Origin of the sequence: Pelagibacterium nitratireducens (assembly GCF_037044555.1) — a bacterium.
GTDB classification, from domain to species: domain Bacteria; phylum Pseudomonadota; class Alphaproteobacteria; order Rhizobiales; family Devosiaceae; genus Pelagibacterium; species Pelagibacterium nitratireducens.
In genome coordinates this window covers 3,155,845-3,174,322 of sequence record NZ_CP146275.1, presented here as the reverse complement: position 1 = coordinate 3,174,322, position 18,478 = coordinate 3,155,845, and the positions used below count along the sequence as shown (strand labels likewise).

General features: G+C 61.5%; 14 protein-coding genes. 7 read left to right on the top strand and 7 right to left on the bottom strand.

Going from position 1 to position 18,478, the window contains the following annotated elements; translation table 11 throughout:
* Positions 1-10: 10 nt before the first annotated feature.
* The 4 genes from V6617_RS15600 to V6617_RS15585 are packed head-to-tail and all read left to right on the top strand — an operon-like array spanning position 11 to position 4,186.
* Entirely contained in the window at positions 11-1,012 is a 1,002-nt protein-coding gene (locus V6617_RS15600; RefSeq protein ID WP_338607839.1) for an ABC transporter permease, read from the top strand.
* A gap of 4 nt (positions 1,013-1,016) precedes the next feature.
* On the top strand, positions 1,017-2,030 hold the full coding sequence (locus V6617_RS15595; RefSeq protein WP_338607838.1) for an ABC transporter ATP-binding protein: 1,014 nt from the start codon (positions 1,017-1,019) through the stop codon (positions 2,028-2,030).
* Positions 2,027-3,007: an oligopeptide/dipeptide ABC transporter ATP-binding protein gene (locus tag V6617_RS15590; protein ID WP_338607837.1), complete on the top strand. Its 981-nt coding sequence runs from the start codon at positions 2,027-2,029 to the stop codon at positions 3,005-3,007. The genes V6617_RS15595 and V6617_RS15590 overlap by 4 nt, the downstream gene beginning before the upstream one ends.
* Positions 3,008-3,016: 9 nt before the next feature.
* Complete coding sequence (locus V6617_RS15585; protein ID WP_338607836.1) at positions 3,017-4,186, top strand: M20 aminoacylase family protein; 1,170 nt, start codon at positions 3,017-3,019, stop codon at positions 4,184-4,186.
* Positions 4,187-4,214: 28 nt separating this feature from the next.
* Here V6617_RS15585 and V6617_RS15580 read toward each other — a convergent pair whose 3' ends face one another.
* From V6617_RS15580 to V6617_RS15555, 6 genes are all read right to left on the bottom strand, one after another.
* Entirely contained in the window at positions 4,215-5,117 is a 903-nt protein-coding gene (locus tag V6617_RS15580) for a carbohydrate kinase family protein (protein WP_338607835.1), read from the bottom strand.
* The gene (locus V6617_RS15575) at positions 5,114-6,184 is read right to left on the bottom strand and encodes a sn-glycerol-3-phosphate ABC transporter ATP-binding protein UgpC (RefSeq protein ID WP_338607834.1); all 1,071 of its coding nucleotides are present in this window, start codon (positions 6,182-6,184) and stop codon (positions 5,114-5,116) included. The genes V6617_RS15580 and V6617_RS15575 overlap by 4 nt, the downstream gene beginning before the upstream one ends.
* Positions 6,184-7,686 (bottom strand): argininosuccinate lyase, encoded by a 1,503-nt coding sequence (gene argH, locus V6617_RS15570; RefSeq protein ID WP_338607833.1) that lies wholly within the window; start codon positions 7,684-7,686, stop codon positions 6,184-6,186. The genes V6617_RS15575 and argH overlap by 1 nt, the downstream gene beginning before the upstream one ends.
* Positions 7,687-7,689: 3 nt before the next feature.
* Entirely contained in the window at positions 7,690-8,550 is an 861-nt protein-coding gene (locus tag V6617_RS15565; protein WP_338607832.1) for a carbohydrate ABC transporter permease, read from the bottom strand.
* Positions 8,550-9,482, bottom strand: coding sequence for a sugar ABC transporter permease (locus tag V6617_RS15560; protein WP_338607831.1), 933 nt, complete (start codon positions 9,480-9,482; stop codon positions 8,550-8,552). Before V6617_RS15560 ends, V6617_RS15565 begins: the two co-directional genes overlap by 1 nt.
* Before the next feature lie 112 nt (positions 9,483-9,594).
* Positions 9,595-10,857: an extracellular solute-binding protein gene (locus V6617_RS15555; RefSeq protein WP_338607830.1), complete on the bottom strand. Its 1,263-nt coding sequence runs from the start codon at positions 10,855-10,857 to the stop codon at positions 9,595-9,597.
* Between the two features lie 334 nt (positions 10,858-11,191).
* Between V6617_RS15555 and V6617_RS15550 the strand changes: the two genes are divergently transcribed.
* From V6617_RS15550 to V6617_RS15540, 3 genes are read left to right on the top strand one after another with little or no spacing between them, the layout of a single operon-like run.
* Positions 11,192-12,433 (top strand): ROK family transcriptional regulator, encoded by a 1,242-nt coding sequence (locus tag V6617_RS15550; protein ID WP_338607829.1) that lies wholly within the window; start codon positions 11,192-11,194, stop codon positions 12,431-12,433.
* Positions 12,434-12,441: 8 nt separating this feature from the next.
* On the top strand, positions 12,442-14,793 hold the full coding sequence (locus V6617_RS15545; protein WP_338607828.1) for a PIG-L family deacetylase: 2,352 nt from the start codon (positions 12,442-12,444) through the stop codon (positions 14,791-14,793).
* Entirely contained in the window at positions 14,794-15,684 is an 891-nt protein-coding gene (locus tag V6617_RS15540; RefSeq protein ID WP_338607827.1) for a DMT family transporter, read from the top strand. It abuts the gene before it with no gap.
* A gap of 112 nt (positions 15,685-15,796) precedes the next feature.
* Here the strand turns inward: V6617_RS15540 and V6617_RS15535 are convergent, their stop codons facing one another.
* Entirely contained in the window at positions 15,797-18,289 is a 2,493-nt protein-coding gene (locus V6617_RS15535; protein ID WP_338607826.1) for a PIG-L family deacetylase, read from the bottom strand.
* Between the last annotated feature and the right edge of the window lie 189 nt (positions 18,290-18,478).

Sequence of the window (18,478 nt, the reverse complement as noted above, 5' to 3'; positions counted from 1 at the left end):
GAGCGGTCAGATGATAAATTTTCTGCTTGGACGGATCGGTTCAGCTTTCATTACGGTTTTCGGAGCCTCGGTGCTGGCCTTTGTGGTTCTGCGTGCCGTGCCGACCAATCCGGCCCGTCTGATCGCCGGCCCGTTCGCCAATGACGAAGTGATCGCCAGCATCACCGCCCAACTGGGCCTCGATAAGCCGCTCTTCGTTCAGTATTTCGACTATGTCGTTTCATTCTTCTCGGGCGACTGGGGATTTTCCTACAGTGCCGGCCAGCCGGTCCTGTCCCAGATCCTTGAGCGGTTGCCCGCCAGCGCCGAATTGGCGCTTTATGCATTCGTGTTCGCTTTTGTCGGGGCGGTTCTTATTACGGTTCTGGTCAGTTTCCTCCAGTCGAGATGGCTCGACCGGCTGTTGCGGCTCTTTTCCTTCATCAGCGTGGGAATTCCCCCATTCTGGTTGGCACTGCTGTTCCTGATGGTCTTTTTCGAGCAGCTCGGCTGGTTCCCCGGTCCTGTGGGGCGGGGACCGGTGCCCGCCGACCTCCGCACCGGCTTTTATACGTTCGACTATCTTCTGGAAGGCAACCTGGCCGGATTTGCCACTGCGTTCCACCATCTGGCGCTTCCGGCCCTGGCCCTGGCGCTCGGGCCACTGGGGTATCTGGTGCGTCTGTTGCGGGCCAATCTTCTCGATGTGGTCAGCGAGCCGTTCGTCACCGTCCTGCATGCCAAGGGCGTGGCGCCCATCTCGACCCATTTCCGGCACATCCTGCCCAATGCCTTTTTGCCCACCCTGACGGCGGGCGGACTTATCCTTGCCCAGCTTTTAGGGGGCAGCGTGCTTGTCGAGCGGATTTTCGTCTGGCCGGGGATCGGCACTCTGGTGATCGATGGGATCCTGCGCCAGGACTATGCGGTGGTGCAGGCATTCATCATGCTCAGCGCCATAATCTATATCGGCGTCAATCTGCTGGTCGACATTCTCTATGGCTATGTCGATCCGCGCGTGCGTAGGAGTTGAGGCTATGACCGATCCCGCTGCAATTCCGCTGCTCGAGGTGAAAGGTCTCAAGACCTCGTTTGCCACCCCAAGGGGGGTCGTGCGCAGTGTCGACGATGTATCGTTTTCCATTCCCGCCGGCAAAACACTGGGTGTCGTCGGGGAGTCCGGTTCCGGAAAATCGGTGACCTCGCTGTCCATAATGCGCCTTGTCGGGCGCGGGGGCGGCAGCATCGACGAAGGATCCATCAGGTTCAACAGGCCCGGCGGGCCGGAAATCGATATCCGGGCGCTTGACGAAAGAGCCATGCGCGCCGTGCGCGGCAACGACGTCGCGATGATCTTCCAGGAGCCCATGACCAGTCTTGACCCCGTGTGGTCGATTGGGGCGCAGATCATCGAAGCCATCAGGCTCCACCAGAACGTATCGAAAAAGCAAGCACGCGAAAAAGCTATCGAAATGCTCCGGCTGGTGGGGATCCCCGCGCCGGAAAACCGGGTCGACGATTTCCCCCATCAGCTCTCGGGAGGCATGCGCCAAAGAGTGATGATCGCCATTGCGCTATCGTGCCGGCCCTCCCTGTTGATCGCCGACGAGCCGACAACCGCGCTCGATGTGACCATTCAGGCCCAGATTCTCGATCTCATCCGCCGCCTCCAGAAAGAGATCGGCATGTCGGTGCTGTTCATCACCCACAATCTCGGTGTCGTTGCGGAAATCGCCGATCGTGTGGCGGTGATGTATGCGGGCCAGGTGGTCGAGGAAGGGCCCGTTCGGACAATCTTTTCCGCCCCGCGCCACCCCTATACCGTGGGTCTGCTCAAATCCATTCCCAACCCCGCCGTCAGGTCTGCGTCAAGCAAGCTCGAAACCATTGGCGGCGCGCCTCCAAACCCTCTGGACCTGCCGAAAGGTTGCCGTTTCGCGCCACGCTGCCCGCTGGCCATCGACGCCTGCCGCGAGGCGCCGCCACCCTTGTTTGATGTCGGTGCCGACCATGGCGCACGCTGCATCCGCTGGCAGGAGGTGAGCCAATGAGTGCTTCAAAAGCTCTTTTGTCCGTCAATAATCTGTCCAAGCGCTTTCCGGTCAAGGGCCAGCCCTTTTCGCGCGAAAAGCGCCAGGTGCACGCGGTCGACGATGTGAGTTTTGAGATCGCCCGCGGCGAGGTCGTCGGGCTCGTTGGGGAATCGGGGTCGGGCAAGACCACGATCGGGCGCACCATAATGCGGCTGACCGACCCGACCGAAGGCGAAATCGTCTATGAAGGCACTGACATCGCCAGCTTGCCTGAACGCGAAATGATGGCCTTCCGGCGCAAGATTCAGATGGTGTTTCAGGACCCTTTTGCGAGCCTCAATCCGCGCAGGAAGGTGGGCGAACTGATCGCCGAAGGCATGGAAATCCATGGCATTGGCACGCGCAAGGAGCGTGAGGCCGAAGTGGCGCGACTGCTCGAGCTTGTCGGGCTACCCGCTGATGCCGCCCAACGGTTTCCGCATGAATTTTCCGGCGGCCAGCGCCAGCGCATTGGCATTGCACGCGCACTCGCGGTTTCCCCGGGCTTTATCGTCGCCGACGAGCCGGTTTCCGCGCTCGACGTGTCCGTTCAGGCCCAGGTTCTCAACCTCTTGCAGGACCTTAAGGATCAGCTTGGACTCACGATCTTGTTCATCGCCCACGATCTTGCCGTGGTTGAACATTTTTGCGATCGGGTGATCGTTATGTATCTGGGTCGCATCATGGAGATCGCCCCTCGCGACCGGCTCTACGCATCTCCCAAGCATCCCTATACCGAAGCGCTGCTGTCGGCCGCGCCTGCTCCCGACCCCGACAGACAAGGCCACCGTATCGTTCTCGAGGGGGATATCCCAAGCCCCATCGATCCGCCGTCGGGGTGCGTGTTGAGAACGCGGTGCCGCTACGCGCTTCCCGAATGCGCCCAAATTCGCCCGGAATTGCGTGAGGTCGCGCCCGGCCACCTCAAGGCCTGCATCCGCGACGACATTCTCTGAAGGTCCACCATGCCGATTATCAATTCCATCAATGAAATGCTCGATGACATCGTCGCCTGGCGGCGCGATTTTCATGCCCATCCCGAACTGCTTTACGATGTGGACCGAACGGCGGCAAAGATCGCCGAGCGTCTTGAAAGCTTTGGCGTCGACGAAGTCGTGACCGGTATCGGCAGGACCGGCGTCGTTGGCGTGATCCGCGGGCGCGCACCAGGCAAGTCCATAGGACTGCGGGCCGATATGGATGCGCTGCCGATCAAGGAGGCAACGGGCCTGCCTCATGCGAGCACCACACAAGGGCTGATGCACGCCTGCGGCCATGACGGACACAGCGCCATGCTCCTCGGGGCGGCTCGACATCTGGCCCAGACCCGAAATTTCGATGGCACGATCATGGTGATCTTCCAACCCGCCGAAGAGGGCGGAGCGGGCGGATTGGCCATGGCCGAAGACGGTTTGTTCGAGCGGTTCGGCATCGAAGCGGTCTATGGCATGCACAATCTGCCCGGCTTGCCCGAAGGCAGCTTTGCCACCTGTTCGGGCGCCATCATGGCATCGGCCGATGAATTCGATATAGAGATCACGGCCCAAGGCGGGCATGCCGCCTGGCCTCATGAGGCCATCGATCCCGTACTCGTTGCCGGTCACATGATTACCGCGCTCCAGTCGATCGTTGCGCGCAATGTCGATCCGCTTGCCTCGGCGGTGATTTCGACAACCCGCATGGAAGCGGGCAGTGCCTACAACGTTATCCCCGGTACAGCACAACTATCGGGAACCGTTCGCACGCTTGCCCCCGAGACGCGCGATACGGTCGAAGCGAAAATGAACGCGGTTGTTTCGCACATCGCCAGTGCCTTTGGTGCCGCCGCAAAGCTCGATTTCCGCCGTGGATACCCTGTAACCGTCAACGATCCCGAGCACACCCGGTTTGCCTGTGCAATCGCCCAGGAAATCGTCGGCACCGAAAACGTCAATCCCGATCTCGTGCCGATGATGGGCGGAGAAGATTTCGCGTTCATGCTCGAACGCCGCCCGGGAGCCTATGTCTTCATTGGCAACGGCCAGACAAGCGGGCTTCACACCGACACCTACGATTTCAACGACGAGATCATCCCGGCCGGCGTCAGTTATCTGGTTCGTCTGGGCGAGGCTGCGGCCTCCGGTCGATCTCGGTAAGACTGGCCGGCACCGCCCAAGCGGCCGATCACACGGCGACCGACGTAGCGGGGCGTGGCGCGCCGCCGATCGACTGCACCGACAAAGATCCGGCCGTAACGCCCGCATCGAGGCACTCGCCCAGAGCGCGCCCGGAAAGATACGCATCGATCAGGCCCGCGTTGAAGGCATCGCCCGCTCCCGTCGTATCGACGACATGAACCTTGGGCGCCGTAGTCGAGAGCCGCGTCTTGCCTGCGCCGAGCAATCCGCCCCGGCCGCCGCATTTGATCGCGACGATGGGAAAATGATCGGCCAGCACATCGAGCGCCTGTGCGAGATCGGACTTGCCGGTGATGGCGGCCGCTTCCTCGGCATTGGGAAGAAAGATGTCCACACCCGCGCAGGCCTTGAGCAGCCCCGGTTGGCCGATGAGTGTTTCATCCCAGCTTGGATCGAGCGCGACGACCAGCCCGGCCGCCTTGGCACGCGAAACAAGATCTGGCTGTTCATCGAGCGTTGCATATTCGGCGATGTGTAAGAGAGCTGCCCGCTCCCAGGCCAGCGCGTTCGCAAAGCGAGTCGGTACGGCGCGTCCGGCTCGACATGAAAGAAAGGCCCTGTCCTCCGCATTGGTCATCACGACGGTGACCTGCGGCCCCGCATCGGCCCGACGCTCGAGAAAACGCAGATCGATGCCACTCTCTTCAAGTTGGGGCGCCAGCGTTTGCGACAGCGGGTCGGTGCCATAAGCGGCCAGCAGGGCAGCCGGGCGGTCAAGATGGGACAGATGGGCCGCGGCGATGAACGCCCCGCCGCCAAGCACAGGCTGCATGGAACGCGCAAAAACCTCATGGCCCATTTGCGGCATGCCCGAGAGTCCGGAGAAAACAAGGTCGCAATAGATGCGGCCGACGCTGATCACAGCGTCGCGCGGCGATTTCAGATTCATAGACGCCCCAAGGCTTTTTCGCTCTGCGCGTCGAAGAGATAGAGATTCCCCGGAGCCGCCCAGGCTGTAACGATACTGTCGACTGCGGGCAAAAGCTTGCCCGGTGCCGTGGCAATGGCCGATGATCCGGCGATATCGAGATGCACCAGAGTTTCCGAACCGAGCGGCTCGACCGCGGTGACCTTGCCGTCAAAGGCCAGCGCGGCATCGGCCGGGGCTTCGCCCACGAGGAGGTCATGCGGTCGGACTCCGACAAGGATTTTGCCCGATCGGGCCTGGGGCAGGGTGCCCTTGACCTTGACGCCTCCAGCTGTCAGCGCGCCGTCTGCCGCGCTGCCATCGATCAGGTTCATGGACGGGCTGCCGATAAACCGTGCGGTAAAAACATCGACGGGGCTGTCGTAGAGCTCGGTCGGCGTGCCCACCTGCAAGATGAGCCCGTCGCGCATCACAACGATACGGTCGGCCATGGTCATCGCCTCGATCTGGTCGTGGGTGACATAGACGATGGTGGTTCCAAGGCGCTGATGCAGGCGCTTGATTTCGATGCGCATCTGCGAGCGCAATTGTGCGTCGAGGTTGGAGAGCGGTTCATCGAACAGGAACGCTGCCGGATCGCGCACCATGGCGCGCCCGATGGCGACACGCTGGCGCTGGCCGCCCGAAAGTGCAGCCGGACGGCGCTCGAGCAGATCTTCAAGGCCCAGAATCTTGCCGGCCTCGGCAATGCGCCGCTGCTTTTCGGACTTGGAAAGTTTGGAGGTGTAAAGCCCGAACCCGATATTCTGCCCCACCGTCATGTGGGGATAAATGGCGTAGTTCTGGAACACCATGGCGATGTTGCGCTGCTTGGGTTCGTACTGATTGACGATTGTATCGCCGATCTTGAGCACGCCGCCCGAAATTTCCTCGAGCCCGGCGATCATACGCAGGGTTGTCGATTTTCCACAGCCCGATGGCCCGACGAAAACCACGAACTCGCCATCGGCAATTTCGAGGTCGATGCCGTGAACGGCGGTCACCTTGCCATAGCGCTTAACGAGGCCTTCCAACTGGATTTCTGCCATCACGCCGCTCCTAAAAGTGCATTGAATTTGTCATTGAGTTCGCTGTGTGCGTTTTTTTGCCGTTCCGCGCGTCGGGCCGCGCCGGCGGAAAATGTCGCGAGCTTTTCGCGATAGCGTCCGAGCGAGGCTCGAAGTGCTGCAGGTGCAGGACCCCCGAGCCGGTCGCGAACCGAAACGAAATGCCTTGCCGAAACCAGTTCGGCAAATCGCTCGGGCGAAAGGTTTGAAGCCCGCCCCGTTGCGTCTTCGAATGCCGATGTAAAGGGCCCGTATCCGTCCTCGGCCAGCGAGCCCTCGGCCGCAACCACGGCTCGTGCAACCGCCGCCGAAACCTCGTGCGCCTGCCGGAACGAGAGATCCTCGAGCCGGACGAGACTGTCGGCCAATTCGGTAATGGTGATGCATGAGCGCTTGGTGTTGATCTCAACCCGTTCGGCGTTGATCGACACCTGCGCGGTCAGTGCGGTGAAAAGGTCGAGCACGCGATAGGCGGCATCGAACGCCTGATAGCCCATGGCCTGGCTTTCACCCTCGCTATCGTTCATGTCGGTGAAGGGCGTGTTGTGCATGATGTCGAGCATCGCCTTGGCCCGGCCATAGGTTTGGCTCGCCAGATGGCGAAGGTGCTCTATGGGCACCGGATTGCGCTTTTGCGGCATGATCGATGAAATCTGAACCAGCGAGTTGGGCACGTAGAGCTGCGCCACCTCGAAGCTCGACCAGACCTGAAAGTCCTGGATGGGCCGGCCGAGATGGAGAAAGCTCAGCGCCATCGCGCCATAAATGCCGGTGATGTAATCGACCGACGCAATGCAGCCATAGGAATTTTCCAGCGGACGGGAAAACCCGAGCAACTCGGCCACCCGCTCCCGCTCGATTGGGAAACCCGATGTGGTGATCGCCGCGGCGCCCATGGGCGAGAGATCGATCACCTCGAGGGCCGCTTCCACTTTCTCGATGTCGCGGATCAGCACCTCGGCCATGGCGCCAAGATAGTGCCCGAAGGTCGTCGGCTGCGCCGGCTGCCCATGCGTATAGGCAACGATCAGCGTTTCCGCTTCCCGCTCGGCTGTTGTCAGCACCGCGTCGAGCAGCGCCCGCATCTTTTCGAGCAGGATTTCGGTGCGCGGCTTGAGCCCGAGCTTGAACAAGGTGTGATCGATATCATTGCGCGACCGCGAGGTATGAAGCCGCCCCGCCAGGTCGGGTCCGAGCCGGCCCTTGAGGTGCTTTTCGATCAGGAAGAAGAAATCCTCGACCTCGCCGGTATAAACCAGGCTGTCGAGATCGATTTCGGCATCGATGGCGACAAGAGCCCTGGCAATGGACGCGGCCTGCTCGCGTTTGAGGATACCGGTTTCGGCCAGCATGACCAGATGCGCCCGATCGATGGCCCTGAACCCGTCGGCATGATGATCCTTGGCGCCGTCGAAAAGCGGGCGAAGCACGGCCTCCTTGTAGACAGGATCGGGAAAAACGCTCGTATCTTTCATCGCGGTCATCGATCAGCCCTTCAAGCCGGCCAGCATCACACCGCGTACGATGTAGCGCTGGAGGACGAGGAAAACGAGCAGGGTGGGGATGGTCGCAAGCGCTGCGCCGGTCATGATCATTTCCCACTGGATCGATTGCTCGACCGCAAAGCTCGAAAGCCCCACCGGCAGCGTATAAAGCTCGCGGCTGTTGGTGACGATGAGCGGCCAGAAAAACGCCGTCCAGTTGCCCAGGAAGGTAAAGATCGCCAGAGCCGAGATGGCCGGGGCCACCATGGGCATGGCAATTTTCCACCAGATCGTGAATTCGTTCAGCCCATCCACGCGCGCCGCTTCGAGGAAATCGTCGGGCACGGTTTCAAAGAACTGCTTCATCAGGAACGTACCGAACGCCGTCATCATGCCCGGGAACATGATGCCCCAATAGCTGTCGATCCAGCCCAGTTGCGCGCTCATCAGATACCACGGGATCACCAGCATTTCGGTGGGGATCATCAGGGTCGACAGAATGGCAATGAAAATCAGGTACCGGCCACGAAACTGGAATTTCGCCAGCGTGTAACCAACCAGGGAGTCGAAAAAGACGTTCGAAAGCGTCACGCTTACCGCGACCAGCGTCGAATTGAAGAACCACCGCACGAAACGCCCGTCCGATAGCACCTTGATATAATTGTCGAAGGTGGGCGCCGCTGGGATGAGCCGCAAATCATAAACCTGGCTCGCCGTTTTCAGCGAGGTCGAAAACATGAACAGCAGTGGTGTGATCATCAGCACTCCGCCAATGAGCAACAGTGTCCAGATCAGGATACGGTCCGGGCGGATGGAGGCGGCGTTGTGTTTGAGCTCGGAGCTCGTGGCAGCTGTGGCGGTCATCAGCGTGTCCTCAGAACCCAGAGTTGCAGCAGCGAAACGATCAGAAGGATGGTAAAGAGCACCACCGTCTGCGCTGCCGCATAGCCCATGTTGAAGGAAGAAAAGGCCGTCTGGTAAATCATCAGCACCAGCGGCTTTGTCGTGTTGAGCGGCCCGCCCGGATCGTTGCTGGTCATGTTGTAGACCTGATCGAAAATCCGCAGGAATCCGATCGAGGAAAAGACGACGAGGAATACGGTCGTGGGCTTGAGAAGCGGCAGGGTGATCTTGCGCAGGATGGCCCACTCGCCAAGCCCGTCAATGCGCGCCGCTTCATAATAGGTCTGGGGAATGGCCCGCAGTCCGGCCATGAAAATGATGATCTGGAACCCCAGCCCCGCCCAGATCGCCGTCACCATGATGGCGGGCAGAGCTTGCTCTGTCGAGCGCAGGAAGGGCTGGGCCGGAAGGCCCACAGTGCCCAGAAAGCCGTTGATGATGCCGATCGGTGGCGGCTGATAGAACCAGCGCCAAACCCACGCCATGGCGGCGGCCGTCGTCAGGAACGGCAGGAAATAAAGGGCACGTATGAAACTGTGCATGAACCGCACGCGGTCGAGATAATAGGCCACGGCGAACGAGATGACGAGGCTGATCGGCGTGCCGACAATCAGATACGCGAACGTATTGCGGAACACCTGCCAGAACAGCGGATCGTTGTAGAGCTCGATATAATTTTCGGCCCCGATGAACTCGGCCGGTCGCAGAAGATCCCAATCGGTGAACGACAGCCAGAACGCCTGCACAGTGGGATAGAAACGGATCACCACGTAAAAGACCACGGGCAGGGCCAAAAACGTCCACACCCAGACCAGGCGCTTCTGTCCAATGCTGAGACGATTCCAGGCTCCGGGTCGCTCCACGGTGCCACTTGCCGATGCTGCCGCAGTCATCGCCTGCCACTCCTGCTGATTTGCATAACCGGTACGGCCGGGCTGTTGTCCGGCCCGATTGGATCGAATGCCAAAAGAGCGGACCGGTCAGTCAACCGGTCCGCTCCCATTGTTACTGGTCGGCGTAGAAGTCGTCGAGGATGGCCTGTTCTTCCTCGGCGGCCGCAGCCAGCGAGTCTGCGGGCGACTGACCCTGCAGCGACATACGGCTTTCCATGTCGATCGCCACCTGCCGCTGGGCGGCCTCGTCCACAAAGATCGTGGTGTGGGCGTATTCAAGTCCTGCAAGGAACGGACCATAGATGGGGTCTGAAAGATTTTCCTCGGTCAGCGCAACATCCTTGCGCGCGGGAAGTTCGCCCACCACGTCGAGCCAGATTTCCATGGCTTCGGGCGAGCTGATATAGGCGAGGAACTTCTGGGCCGCTTCGAGCTCTTCGCCTTCGGCGCGCGCGCCGATCGCATTGGCAAAATAGCTCGCATAGTTCGAACGCATGCCGTCTTCATTGGCAGGCAACTCGGTCACACCCCACTCGAATTCCTCGATGGAGCCGAACGCACCAAGACGGAAAGTGCCATCGATGGTCATTGCGGCGCGGCCGGCGCGGAAGGCGGCCTGCGGCTCATCCATGAACCCGACCTGGGTCACGGCATCATCGCCCAGATAGAGGTCGGCCTGCCATGTTGTTGCGGCAAGGCCCGCCTCGTCATTGTAGGTCACGGTGCGACCATCGTCGGAATAAGGCTGGCCGCCGAACTGGCGGACGAGGCCCTCGCGCCACCACTGGTGGTCCTGACCGGCCATGCCCATCGCAATGCCGACCGTCGTGATGTTGCCGCCGCCGTCACGCTCAACTGTCGCTTCCGCAGCTTCGACGAGCTCGTCGAGCGTCTGCGGAGGGCTTTCCGGATCGAGCCCGGCAGCTTCGAGAATGTCCTTGTTGTAGAACAGGGCCAGCGAACGCACGGCGGTGGGCAGTCCCCAATACTGTCCGTCACGCTCCATGGCGGAAACGATGGGGAAGAAATCGGCTTCGATTTCCTCGGTCGGGAAAACCTCGGGATCGAGCGGCTGGATCAATCCGCCAGCGATGAAATTGTCGAGCCAGCCATAAAACAGCTGGGCTACATCCGGACCCTGACCGGCAACATTGGCGGCCACGACGCGGGTCTGGTAATCGGCATAGGGGAATGTCTGGTGATTGACCGTGATATCGGGATTGGCTTCCTCGAAATTGGCGATCAACTGGTCCATTGCCTGGACGCGGGTGTCAAATACATACTGCCAGTATTCGATTTCCACCGCCTGGGCCGAACCCAGGGCAGCCAGGCTGACGCCGGCTGAAAGTGCGGTCAATGCAAGTGCTCTACGCATGCTAATCCCTCCTTTGGGAGCAGGGAAACATCTTCCCTGCGTGATTGCTTGGCGGCTCGGACCCCTCCGTCCACCATCCGGTCATCGTCAAATGATGTGCGATGCCTTGTCAATAAAATAATTTACTTTCGTTATTGGAGCGACGAGTCACGCCGGATCGAGATTAACGCTTGGCGCAGCCGCGAAAAATCGAAACAATGACCAATCCACTCCGCGTCCGGTGCCGCTGCGGCCGCGGATTACGCGCGATTAAATTAATCTACTTGTGTTATTCGGATGGCGTGCATAATCTGCTGGTCCGATAGCGCGCGCCCAATCGGCAAGAGGGGAAACCTTGACCAGTTCGGAAAAGCACGGTCGTGGCCCACGCCTCGTCATCGGTTCCAATCCAGAGCGCAACCGGGCCCATAACAGGCGCGTGGTGCTCGAAGTCATTCGCACCCATGGTCATATGGGACGCACCGAAATTGCCCGCCGCGCCCGCATTACGCCTCAGGCCGTCGCCAATATCGTCGATGACCTTTTGAGCGAGGGCATGCTGGTGCAACTGGGCCGGCTGCGTTCGGGCCGCGGCCAGCCGCCGATCCAGTTTGCCATCAATCCCGACGGCCCCTTGACCGGGGGCGTGGAAATCGCCGCCGATCATATAGCGACCACCCTGCTCGATCTCTCTGGTGCCGTCCGCGCTCAGGCGATCGCTCCCCTTCAATCGGCAACGCCCGATCAGGTGCCCGGCAGGGTATCGGAGGAAATCGACAAGCTCTGCGCCCAGATCGGCGCTTCGCGAGACCGGCTGATCGGGTTTGGCGCCGTGATGCCGGGGCCGTTCGAGGTCGAAGGGATGAGTTCGGTCGGACCCGCGACGCTGCCCGGCTGGAAGGGCATCGACGCCAAGGCGACACTCTCCCGGGCCATTGGCCAGCCCGTGTCGATCGAAAATGACGCCACCGCCGCCGCCGTTGGCGAACGGCTCTACGGGGCCGGGCGCCAGATTTCCAATTTCTGCTTTCTCTATTTCGGCGTCGGCCTGGGTCTTGGCGTTCTCAAGGACGGCGTTCCACTGCGCGGTGCCTTCGGCAATGCTGGCGAAATCGGCCATGTGGCGCTGGTGCCGCGCCATGGCTTACCAAGTTACGGTCCCGACGGTGCGCTGGAGCGCTTTGCTTCGTTGTATGCCTTGCGCGAAAAACTGGCGGCCAGTGGCCGTCCCAACATCGACAGCGGCGCTCTCGAACCGCTTTTCACCCAGAACGATCCGGTCCTTGCCGATTGGATCAAGCAAGCGGCCGACTATCTGGCGCCCACAGTTGCCATGATCGAAAACATCTTCGATCCCGAAACCGTGGTGTTCGGCGGCAATCTTCCCGATGTTATCCTCGATGCGCTGATCGCGGCGCTCGAACCGCTGCCGGTTTCTGTCTCCACCCGTACCGGACGTGCCCAGCCGCGAGTCGTTCGCGGGCAAACGGGGCGCTTTACCGCGGCACTGGGTGCGGCTGCTCTCGCCCTGCACGATATCTTGTCGCCTCAACTCTCACTCGAATATTCGCCGGCGGTCGCAGCTGCCCGGCCATAGGACTGTCCATGCCCCTATCGCGCCTTGAGCTTTCCCATCGCTTCACCCAGCGTCGCGCCAATTCACGACTGGTTGCACTCCACCGGGCCCTGGCTCGGTTGAAATCGTGCGTCACGGTGCTTCACACCGGCGCCCATCCTGACGACGAGCAGAACGCCATGCTTGCCTTCATGCGCTTCGGGCTCGGCATGCGTACCATCATCGGCTGTTCGACGCGCGGGGAGGGCGGCCAGAATACGCTCGGTCCCGAGCGCGGCGGCGCGCTTGGAGTGGTTCGCACCCGCGAGCTTGAAGAATCGGCAAAGGTTATCGATGCCGATATCGTATGGTTCGGGTTCGGCCCGAGCGATCCCGTCCACGATTTCGGGTTCTCGAAAAACGGTCACGACACCCTCGAACGCTGGCAGCACGACCTGATCGTTGAGCGTATGGTTCGCGCCTATCGCAGTGAAAAGCCCGATATCGTCATCCCCACATTTCTCGATGTGCCCGGCCAGCACGGTCATCATCGCGCCATGACCATGGCCGCCGAGGAGGCGATTGCGCTGGCTGCAGACCCCAACGCCTATCCCGAGCATTTCGCTCAGGGCCTGGCGCCCTGGCAGGTCACCAAATATTATCTGCCCGCCTGGTCTGGCGGGGGATCGACTTATGATGACGAGGTGCCACCGCCGCCCCAAACGGTAAAGTTGGTTGCGACCAACCCCGATTTTGCAACCGGCGTGCCGTTTGATGAGATCGGGGAGTGGTCCCGGCTCTATCATGCCAGCCAGGGCATGGGGCGCTGGCCGGAAAATCCCAGGACCGAATGGCCGCTCCATCTCCGGGTCGGGCCAGATGATATCGGCGAGATCACCGACAATCTTCCCGGCCGCCTCGCCGACATTGTTCCCGGGCTCGCCTCTGCCGATTCGGCCATTGCCACAGCCATCGCGGCCTTCCCCAAGGCCGATGAGATCATTGCCCCCTTGGCGGTGGCCCTTGAGATCATCGAGGCTCATGCCGAAACGGTCCCGGCCGAACACGTCCATCGCATCGAAACCATGATTGCCGATCTCGAATCTGCAATGCTCGTCGCAGCCGGCATCGATTGTGTCGCCGCGCTCGACCGGCCGGTGGTGGCGCAGGGCCAGACGGTCGATCTCAGCCTTACGCTTCGTGGTGTACCCCAAGACGTTTCGATCGATCTGATCCTGCCCGACGGTGTCTCGATCATTGCGCAGCCGCCGGGCAGATATACACTGGAGGTGGCGCCCGACGCCCCCGTCACCGGGCCATTTACCCAGTCGTTCACGGCCTCGGGTGCCAATGGCGATGCGTGCATCGTCCTGACTCTGACCGTTTCCGGACGCACCATAGCGCGCGCCTTCGGTCTGGAACGCCCACTCACCATCGTCCCGGCAGCCTCGGTCAGCCTGACGCCCAGCGCCCTGCTGGTGGCGGCAGATGCCGAATTTTCAGGTCTGTCGGTGGAAGCCAGGATCGAAGGCGATACCGGCAATCTAAGTCTTTCCAGCGCTCAAGGCATCGAAATCGTGCCAGGCAGGGACGGCGTTACGCTCTCGGGAAGCGGGCTGGTCGAGGGCCGCTATACCCTCGACGCGCTTCTCGACGATGCGCCGGCCTTCACCGTCCAGCCCATTGACTACGCCCATATCGGTAAAAGCCTTTACCTGACCCCCGCGCGTCTCGATATTCTTGCGCTCACCCTCGCTCTCCCCGAGGACCGCCGCGTTGCCTATATCGGGGGCGGTGCCGACAATGTCGGCCTCTGGCTGGCGCGCATGGGGTTCAAGGTGACCGAACTCGACGCGCGGGCGCTTTCCGAAGATCTTTCGGGATTTCCCGCCATTGTCGTTGGCATCTTCGCCTTCGGGCTGCGCCCCGATCTGGCTGCCAGCACTCAAGCGCTCCGCGCTTATGTCGAGGCAGGCGGCAATCTTGTCACCCTCTACCATCGCCCCTGGGATGGCTGGACGCCGGACGCCGTTCCGCCGCGCTTTCTCAAGATTGGCCAGCCGTCACTGCGCTGGCGGGTGACCAATCCCGATGCGCCGGTGGAGATACTGGCGGCGGACAATCCGATTTTTGCCGGCCCCAACCCGATCTCGGTGGGCGACTTCCAGGGTTGGAACAAGGAGCGGGGCCTCTATTTTGCATCAGAATGGGACGATGCCTATACCCCGCTCCTTGCCATGAGCGACAAGGGCGAAAGCCCGCTGAAAGGCTCGCTCCTGACGGCCGAAATCGGCAAGGGCCGTCACACCCACACCAGCCTCGTCCTCCACCACCAGCTCGATCATCTCGTGCCCGGCGCCTTCCGCATCCTGGCAAACCTCGTGGCGGGCGGCCGCATGTAGATGGCCGACCCGGCGCCTTCCTATCGCAGCGGCATCGCCTGGCTTTTGGCCGACATGACGTTGATTACGGTCATGACCGTTCTCGTCAAGTTCGAGGGCGCCACCTATCCGGCGATCCAGCTGGTGTTCATCCGCTCGCTGATCGGGTTGGTCTCCATCCTGCCGCTGGCTTGGCGCAAGCGCCATGCGGTCATCGGTACCAAACAGCCCCTGCGGCATCTGGTGCGGGTGGGATGCAACACGCTGGCCCTGACCTGCAATTTCACAGCGCTTGCGGCTCTGCCACTTGCGCTGGTCAATGCGATTGGCTTCATGCGGCCGCTGGTCGTCATGGTTTTTGCTGCGTGGCTGCTGGCCGAAAGAATCGCCCCCGTGCGCTGGATCGGCACCGCCATCGGCTTTGTCGGCATTCTTGTCATCCTCGCGCCGGGCGAAGTGACGTTCTCATGGGGCCTTGCCGCGGCGTTCGGCTCGGTGCTGTTTGGCTCGCTTGCCGTCATCCAGATCCGCGCCATGGAAAACGAGGATACCGCCGTCCTCATGGTCTTTTATACCGTCGGGCTCTCCGTGCTGACCGCCATTCCCGCGATGGTTGTCTGGCAGCCCGTGGCATCGGCCGATTGGCCGACGCTCCTTGCCATCGGCATCCTGGCCCAGATCGGACAGTACTGCTTCCTGCGCGCCTACCAGACGACCCCGGCCCGCATACTGGCGCCTCTGGGATATCTTTCCATCGGCTTTGCCGCGCTTGCCGGGTTTGTCTTTTTCAACGAAGTCCCATCCTGGGCGACGGTCATCGGCGTGGCGATCATCCTTATCGCGCTGCAATCGACCAACATGCTCGAAGCCGCCGCCATCCGGCGCAAGGCCAATTCCGAGACAGAGCGATAGCCGGGGTGCTGTCTGAAAAAGGTGCCGACTTTTTCGGTTCGACCGCGCGATACGACAAAAAAAGCGCCCCGGCAAACCGGGGCGCTCATCGTCACAACCATGCCTTGGGCAACTATTCAGCCGGCTGGACGAGGTTGGCGAGCAGCCGGAAAGCGCCGGGCACCAGATTGTCGAGCTGGTGGTGCAGGATCAGACTGGTGTGCGTATGCCGTCCGGCCCCGATCTGGGCCGAAAGCAGCGAGCCTGCCAGCGGATCTTCCCCGCTATCGTGCATGGCCAGAAGCGGCTTGTAGACCTCGTCCCACTCCTCGGCGAAATACAGCCCGCGTTCCTTGTCCCAGTTCGCCCAGTCGTCCGCTCCGATGGTGTTGGGGTAGTTGAGCAGCGGATGGTCAGGCTCGAGAACATCGACTTCCGCATTGGGGTCGGTCACGCGGAAACGGATCGAGGGTGAGCCGATCTTGAGATAGGCGACCGGAATGGTCTCGGGATCCCAGCCGTCGGACGGGCGGTGATAAAGGGTCACCAGATGCCCGCCATTGCGCACCCATTCGTGGATGCCATCAATGTTCTCTGCCAGATCGGGGCGCCGCCCGAACGCGAAAATACCGACAACGATCGTGCCGAGATCGCCATAGGTACCGCTCGAAATGTCCTCGGGAGACAATTCCACGACCTCGAGCCCGAGCCGTTCCATCCACAGCCCGACATTGTCGTTGCCGCCCGATACGTACCCGATGCGCTTGACCGATGGCAGCTCGGCGCCGACTGCCTGCACGGGAACCGATACCGTGGTGGGAACCACCGACCGGCCGATATGGGGGTAGGTGAAGGTGTCGATCTGATAGGCCTGCTCACCGAGAAGTTCGGGTTCGATATCGAAGCGCAACTGCTCGAGCCCGTCAGGTGGCACCAGCGCGAACGTGCCGCTCATGTCCGAGGCGCGCTCGGTTTCATCGAGCGCCCAACCCTGGGGAACCGGCATCGAGAGGTCACCCAGCGTCGCGTTGGTCAGTGTCGCCGTCAGCGGCACCGGACCCAGCTCGGCGGTGGTATTGAAGACGATTGCGCTCGGTTCGATTGTCATCGAAGCCGTGGGAATGACGCGCAGCTGGTCTTCCAGATCGACGTCGAGCACAACCGTGCGTCCGCCGATATTGAGCGACACCTTTGTATAAGCATCGCCATTGCCACCCAGCGGATCGAACTCTTCGCTGAGCGGGTTGGTGTAGCTGGCGTCTTCGGCAACAGAAACCGTTTCACCCGAAGCCGTGAGACCCTCGCGCGCGACGATCTCGACACCCTCGATTGTTACGTCCTCGGGACCATCGACGATGGTCTTGATGACCACTTCGTCGCCCGGCGTCACATCGCCGCCCTCGGTATAGGACCGGATCTGAACACCGGCCGCGGCGGCAAGGGCGAGGTCGATCTCCTTGACCTTGCGATCCAGCCGGTGTGCGACATTGGCATGCAGCGCTTCGGGCAGGCTCTCGCGGGCCATGTCGATGATTTCACCAACCCGTCCCACTTTCGCCAGAACGACGACCGGGTCGCCATAATCGGCAATGGCTTCCTCGATCAGCCCCTGGGCCTCACGCAGTGCATCTGCGGTGTCGGACGGCATGCCGTCGAGTTCGGCGATGTCCCCGACTGTGGCGATGAGCCCTTCGCGAATATCGCTTTCCTGGGCGCCTTCGCCACCACCGGTAATGCGGGAGAGATTGAGCTCCCATTCGGTCGTCGGCTCGGGCCGCCAGCGGCCCATGCCCTGTGTGCGGTGGCAGGAGCGGGACCATTCGCCCATCTGGGGGAAAGTCGCACCGGAAATCTTGTCGCGTTCGGGTGCAGTCACCACCAGCGTCACGGGGGGAGGCGGCACCTCGTCGTCATAGACCCCGCCGCCGCCGCCATAGGCTGGCTGATAGATTTTCGGCACCTCCCAGGTGTCGAGGCCGCCGGCGATCTGGTCGGGGAATTCCTGCGGGTTGCCCGACAGCTCGGCGGCAATGAATGTCGCGACGTTGGCCGCCCTGTGGTGGCCATGCTGGCCAGGGACATCGAGGAAGCAGTTCATGATGATGTCGGGCTTGTACTTGCGGAACGCCGCCGTCATGCGCTCGACGATCTTGTCGCGGCCCCACTGGTCGATGGTCTCGTTGGGGTCTTTGGAAAAGCCGAAATCGTGAACGGAATCGGTGTGCCCGAAACTGCCGAATGCCAGCGAGGCATCGAGCGAGCGCGAGGCTTCTTCCATTTCGCGGGTGCGCAGCACGCCCAGCACCGAGCCCAGTTCCGGCCCGATCGAGTTCTGACCGCCTTCGCCGCGCGTGATGGCATAGACTACCGGATGGATGCCATAGACATGGCGCAACGCCGCCAGCATCGCCGACGGTTCGTCATCGGGGTGCGCCCCTGTGGTCATGATTGTGGCGGTGGAAGTCAGGCGCTCGAGACGGCGATAGAGAGTAACGATGGCCGGCTCGAGTTTTTGCTGGGCGATCAGGTCGAGATCGCTGAGCGGAGCCGCCCAGGCGGGGATGTGCGAGGCTGCATACATCACCGGCAAGGACGCCATGAACATGCGTCGTGTGATCTTGGTCATCGGGTTTGTCCTACCTTTGAAATTACACTCCTATGGCCCGTTCAGCGGCGCCTGGCATCGGATCTTTCCGTCCAATTCGACCACGAGTATGCGCCGTGAAAAACAATAACACAAGTGAGTTACCTTATTGACGTTGGCGCGCGTTGTCCCTGGCTCGGGCCGAGGAACACAGGCCCTCTCCGGCTGCCA

Excerpts from the sequence above, each read along its gene's own strand:
- V6617_RS15600 (WP_338607839.1), top strand. The coding sequence starts at position 11 with ATGATAAATTTTCTGCTTGGACGGATCGGTTCAGCTTTCATTACGGTT.
- V6617_RS15595 (WP_338607838.1), top strand. The coding sequence starts at position 1,017 with ATGACCGATCCCGCTGCAATTCCGCTGCTCGAGGTGAAAGGTCTCAAG.
- V6617_RS15590 (WP_338607837.1), top strand. The coding sequence starts at position 2,027 with ATGAGTGCTTCAAAAGCTCTTTTGTCCGTCAATAATCTGTCCAAGCGC.
- V6617_RS15585 (WP_338607836.1), top strand. The coding sequence starts at position 3,017 with ATGCCGATTATCAATTCCATCAATGAAATGCTCGATGACATCGTCGCC.
- V6617_RS15580 (WP_338607835.1), bottom strand. The coding sequence starts at position 5,117 with ATGAATCTGAAATCGCCGCGCGACGCTGTGATCAGCGTCGGCCGCATC.
- V6617_RS15575 (WP_338607834.1), bottom strand. The coding sequence starts at position 6,184 with ATGGCAGAAATCCAGTTGGAAGGCCTCGTTAAGCGCTATGGCAAGGTG.
- argH (WP_338607833.1), bottom strand. The coding sequence starts at position 7,686 with ATGACCGCGATGAAAGATACGAGCGTTTTTCCCGATCCTGTCTACAAG.
- V6617_RS15565 (WP_338607832.1), bottom strand. The coding sequence starts at position 8,550 with ATGACCGCCACAGCTGCCACGAGCTCCGAGCTCAAACACAACGCCGCC.
- V6617_RS15560 (WP_338607831.1), bottom strand. The coding sequence starts at position 9,482 with ATGACTGCGGCAGCATCGGCAAGTGGCACCGTGGAGCGACCCGGAGCC.
- V6617_RS15555 (WP_338607830.1), bottom strand. The coding sequence starts at position 10,857 with ATGCGTAGAGCACTTGCATTGACCGCACTTTCAGCCGGCGTCAGCCTG.
- V6617_RS15545 (WP_338607828.1), top strand. The coding sequence starts at position 12,442 with ATGCCCCTATCGCGCCTTGAGCTTTCCCATCGCTTCACCCAGCGTCGC.
- V6617_RS15540 (WP_338607827.1), top strand. The coding sequence starts at position 14,794 with ATGGCCGACCCGGCGCCTTCCTATCGCAGCGGCATCGCCTGGCTTTTG.
- V6617_RS15535 (WP_338607826.1), bottom strand. The coding sequence starts at position 18,289 with ATGACCAAGATCACACGACGCATGTTCATGGCGTCCTTGCCGGTGATG.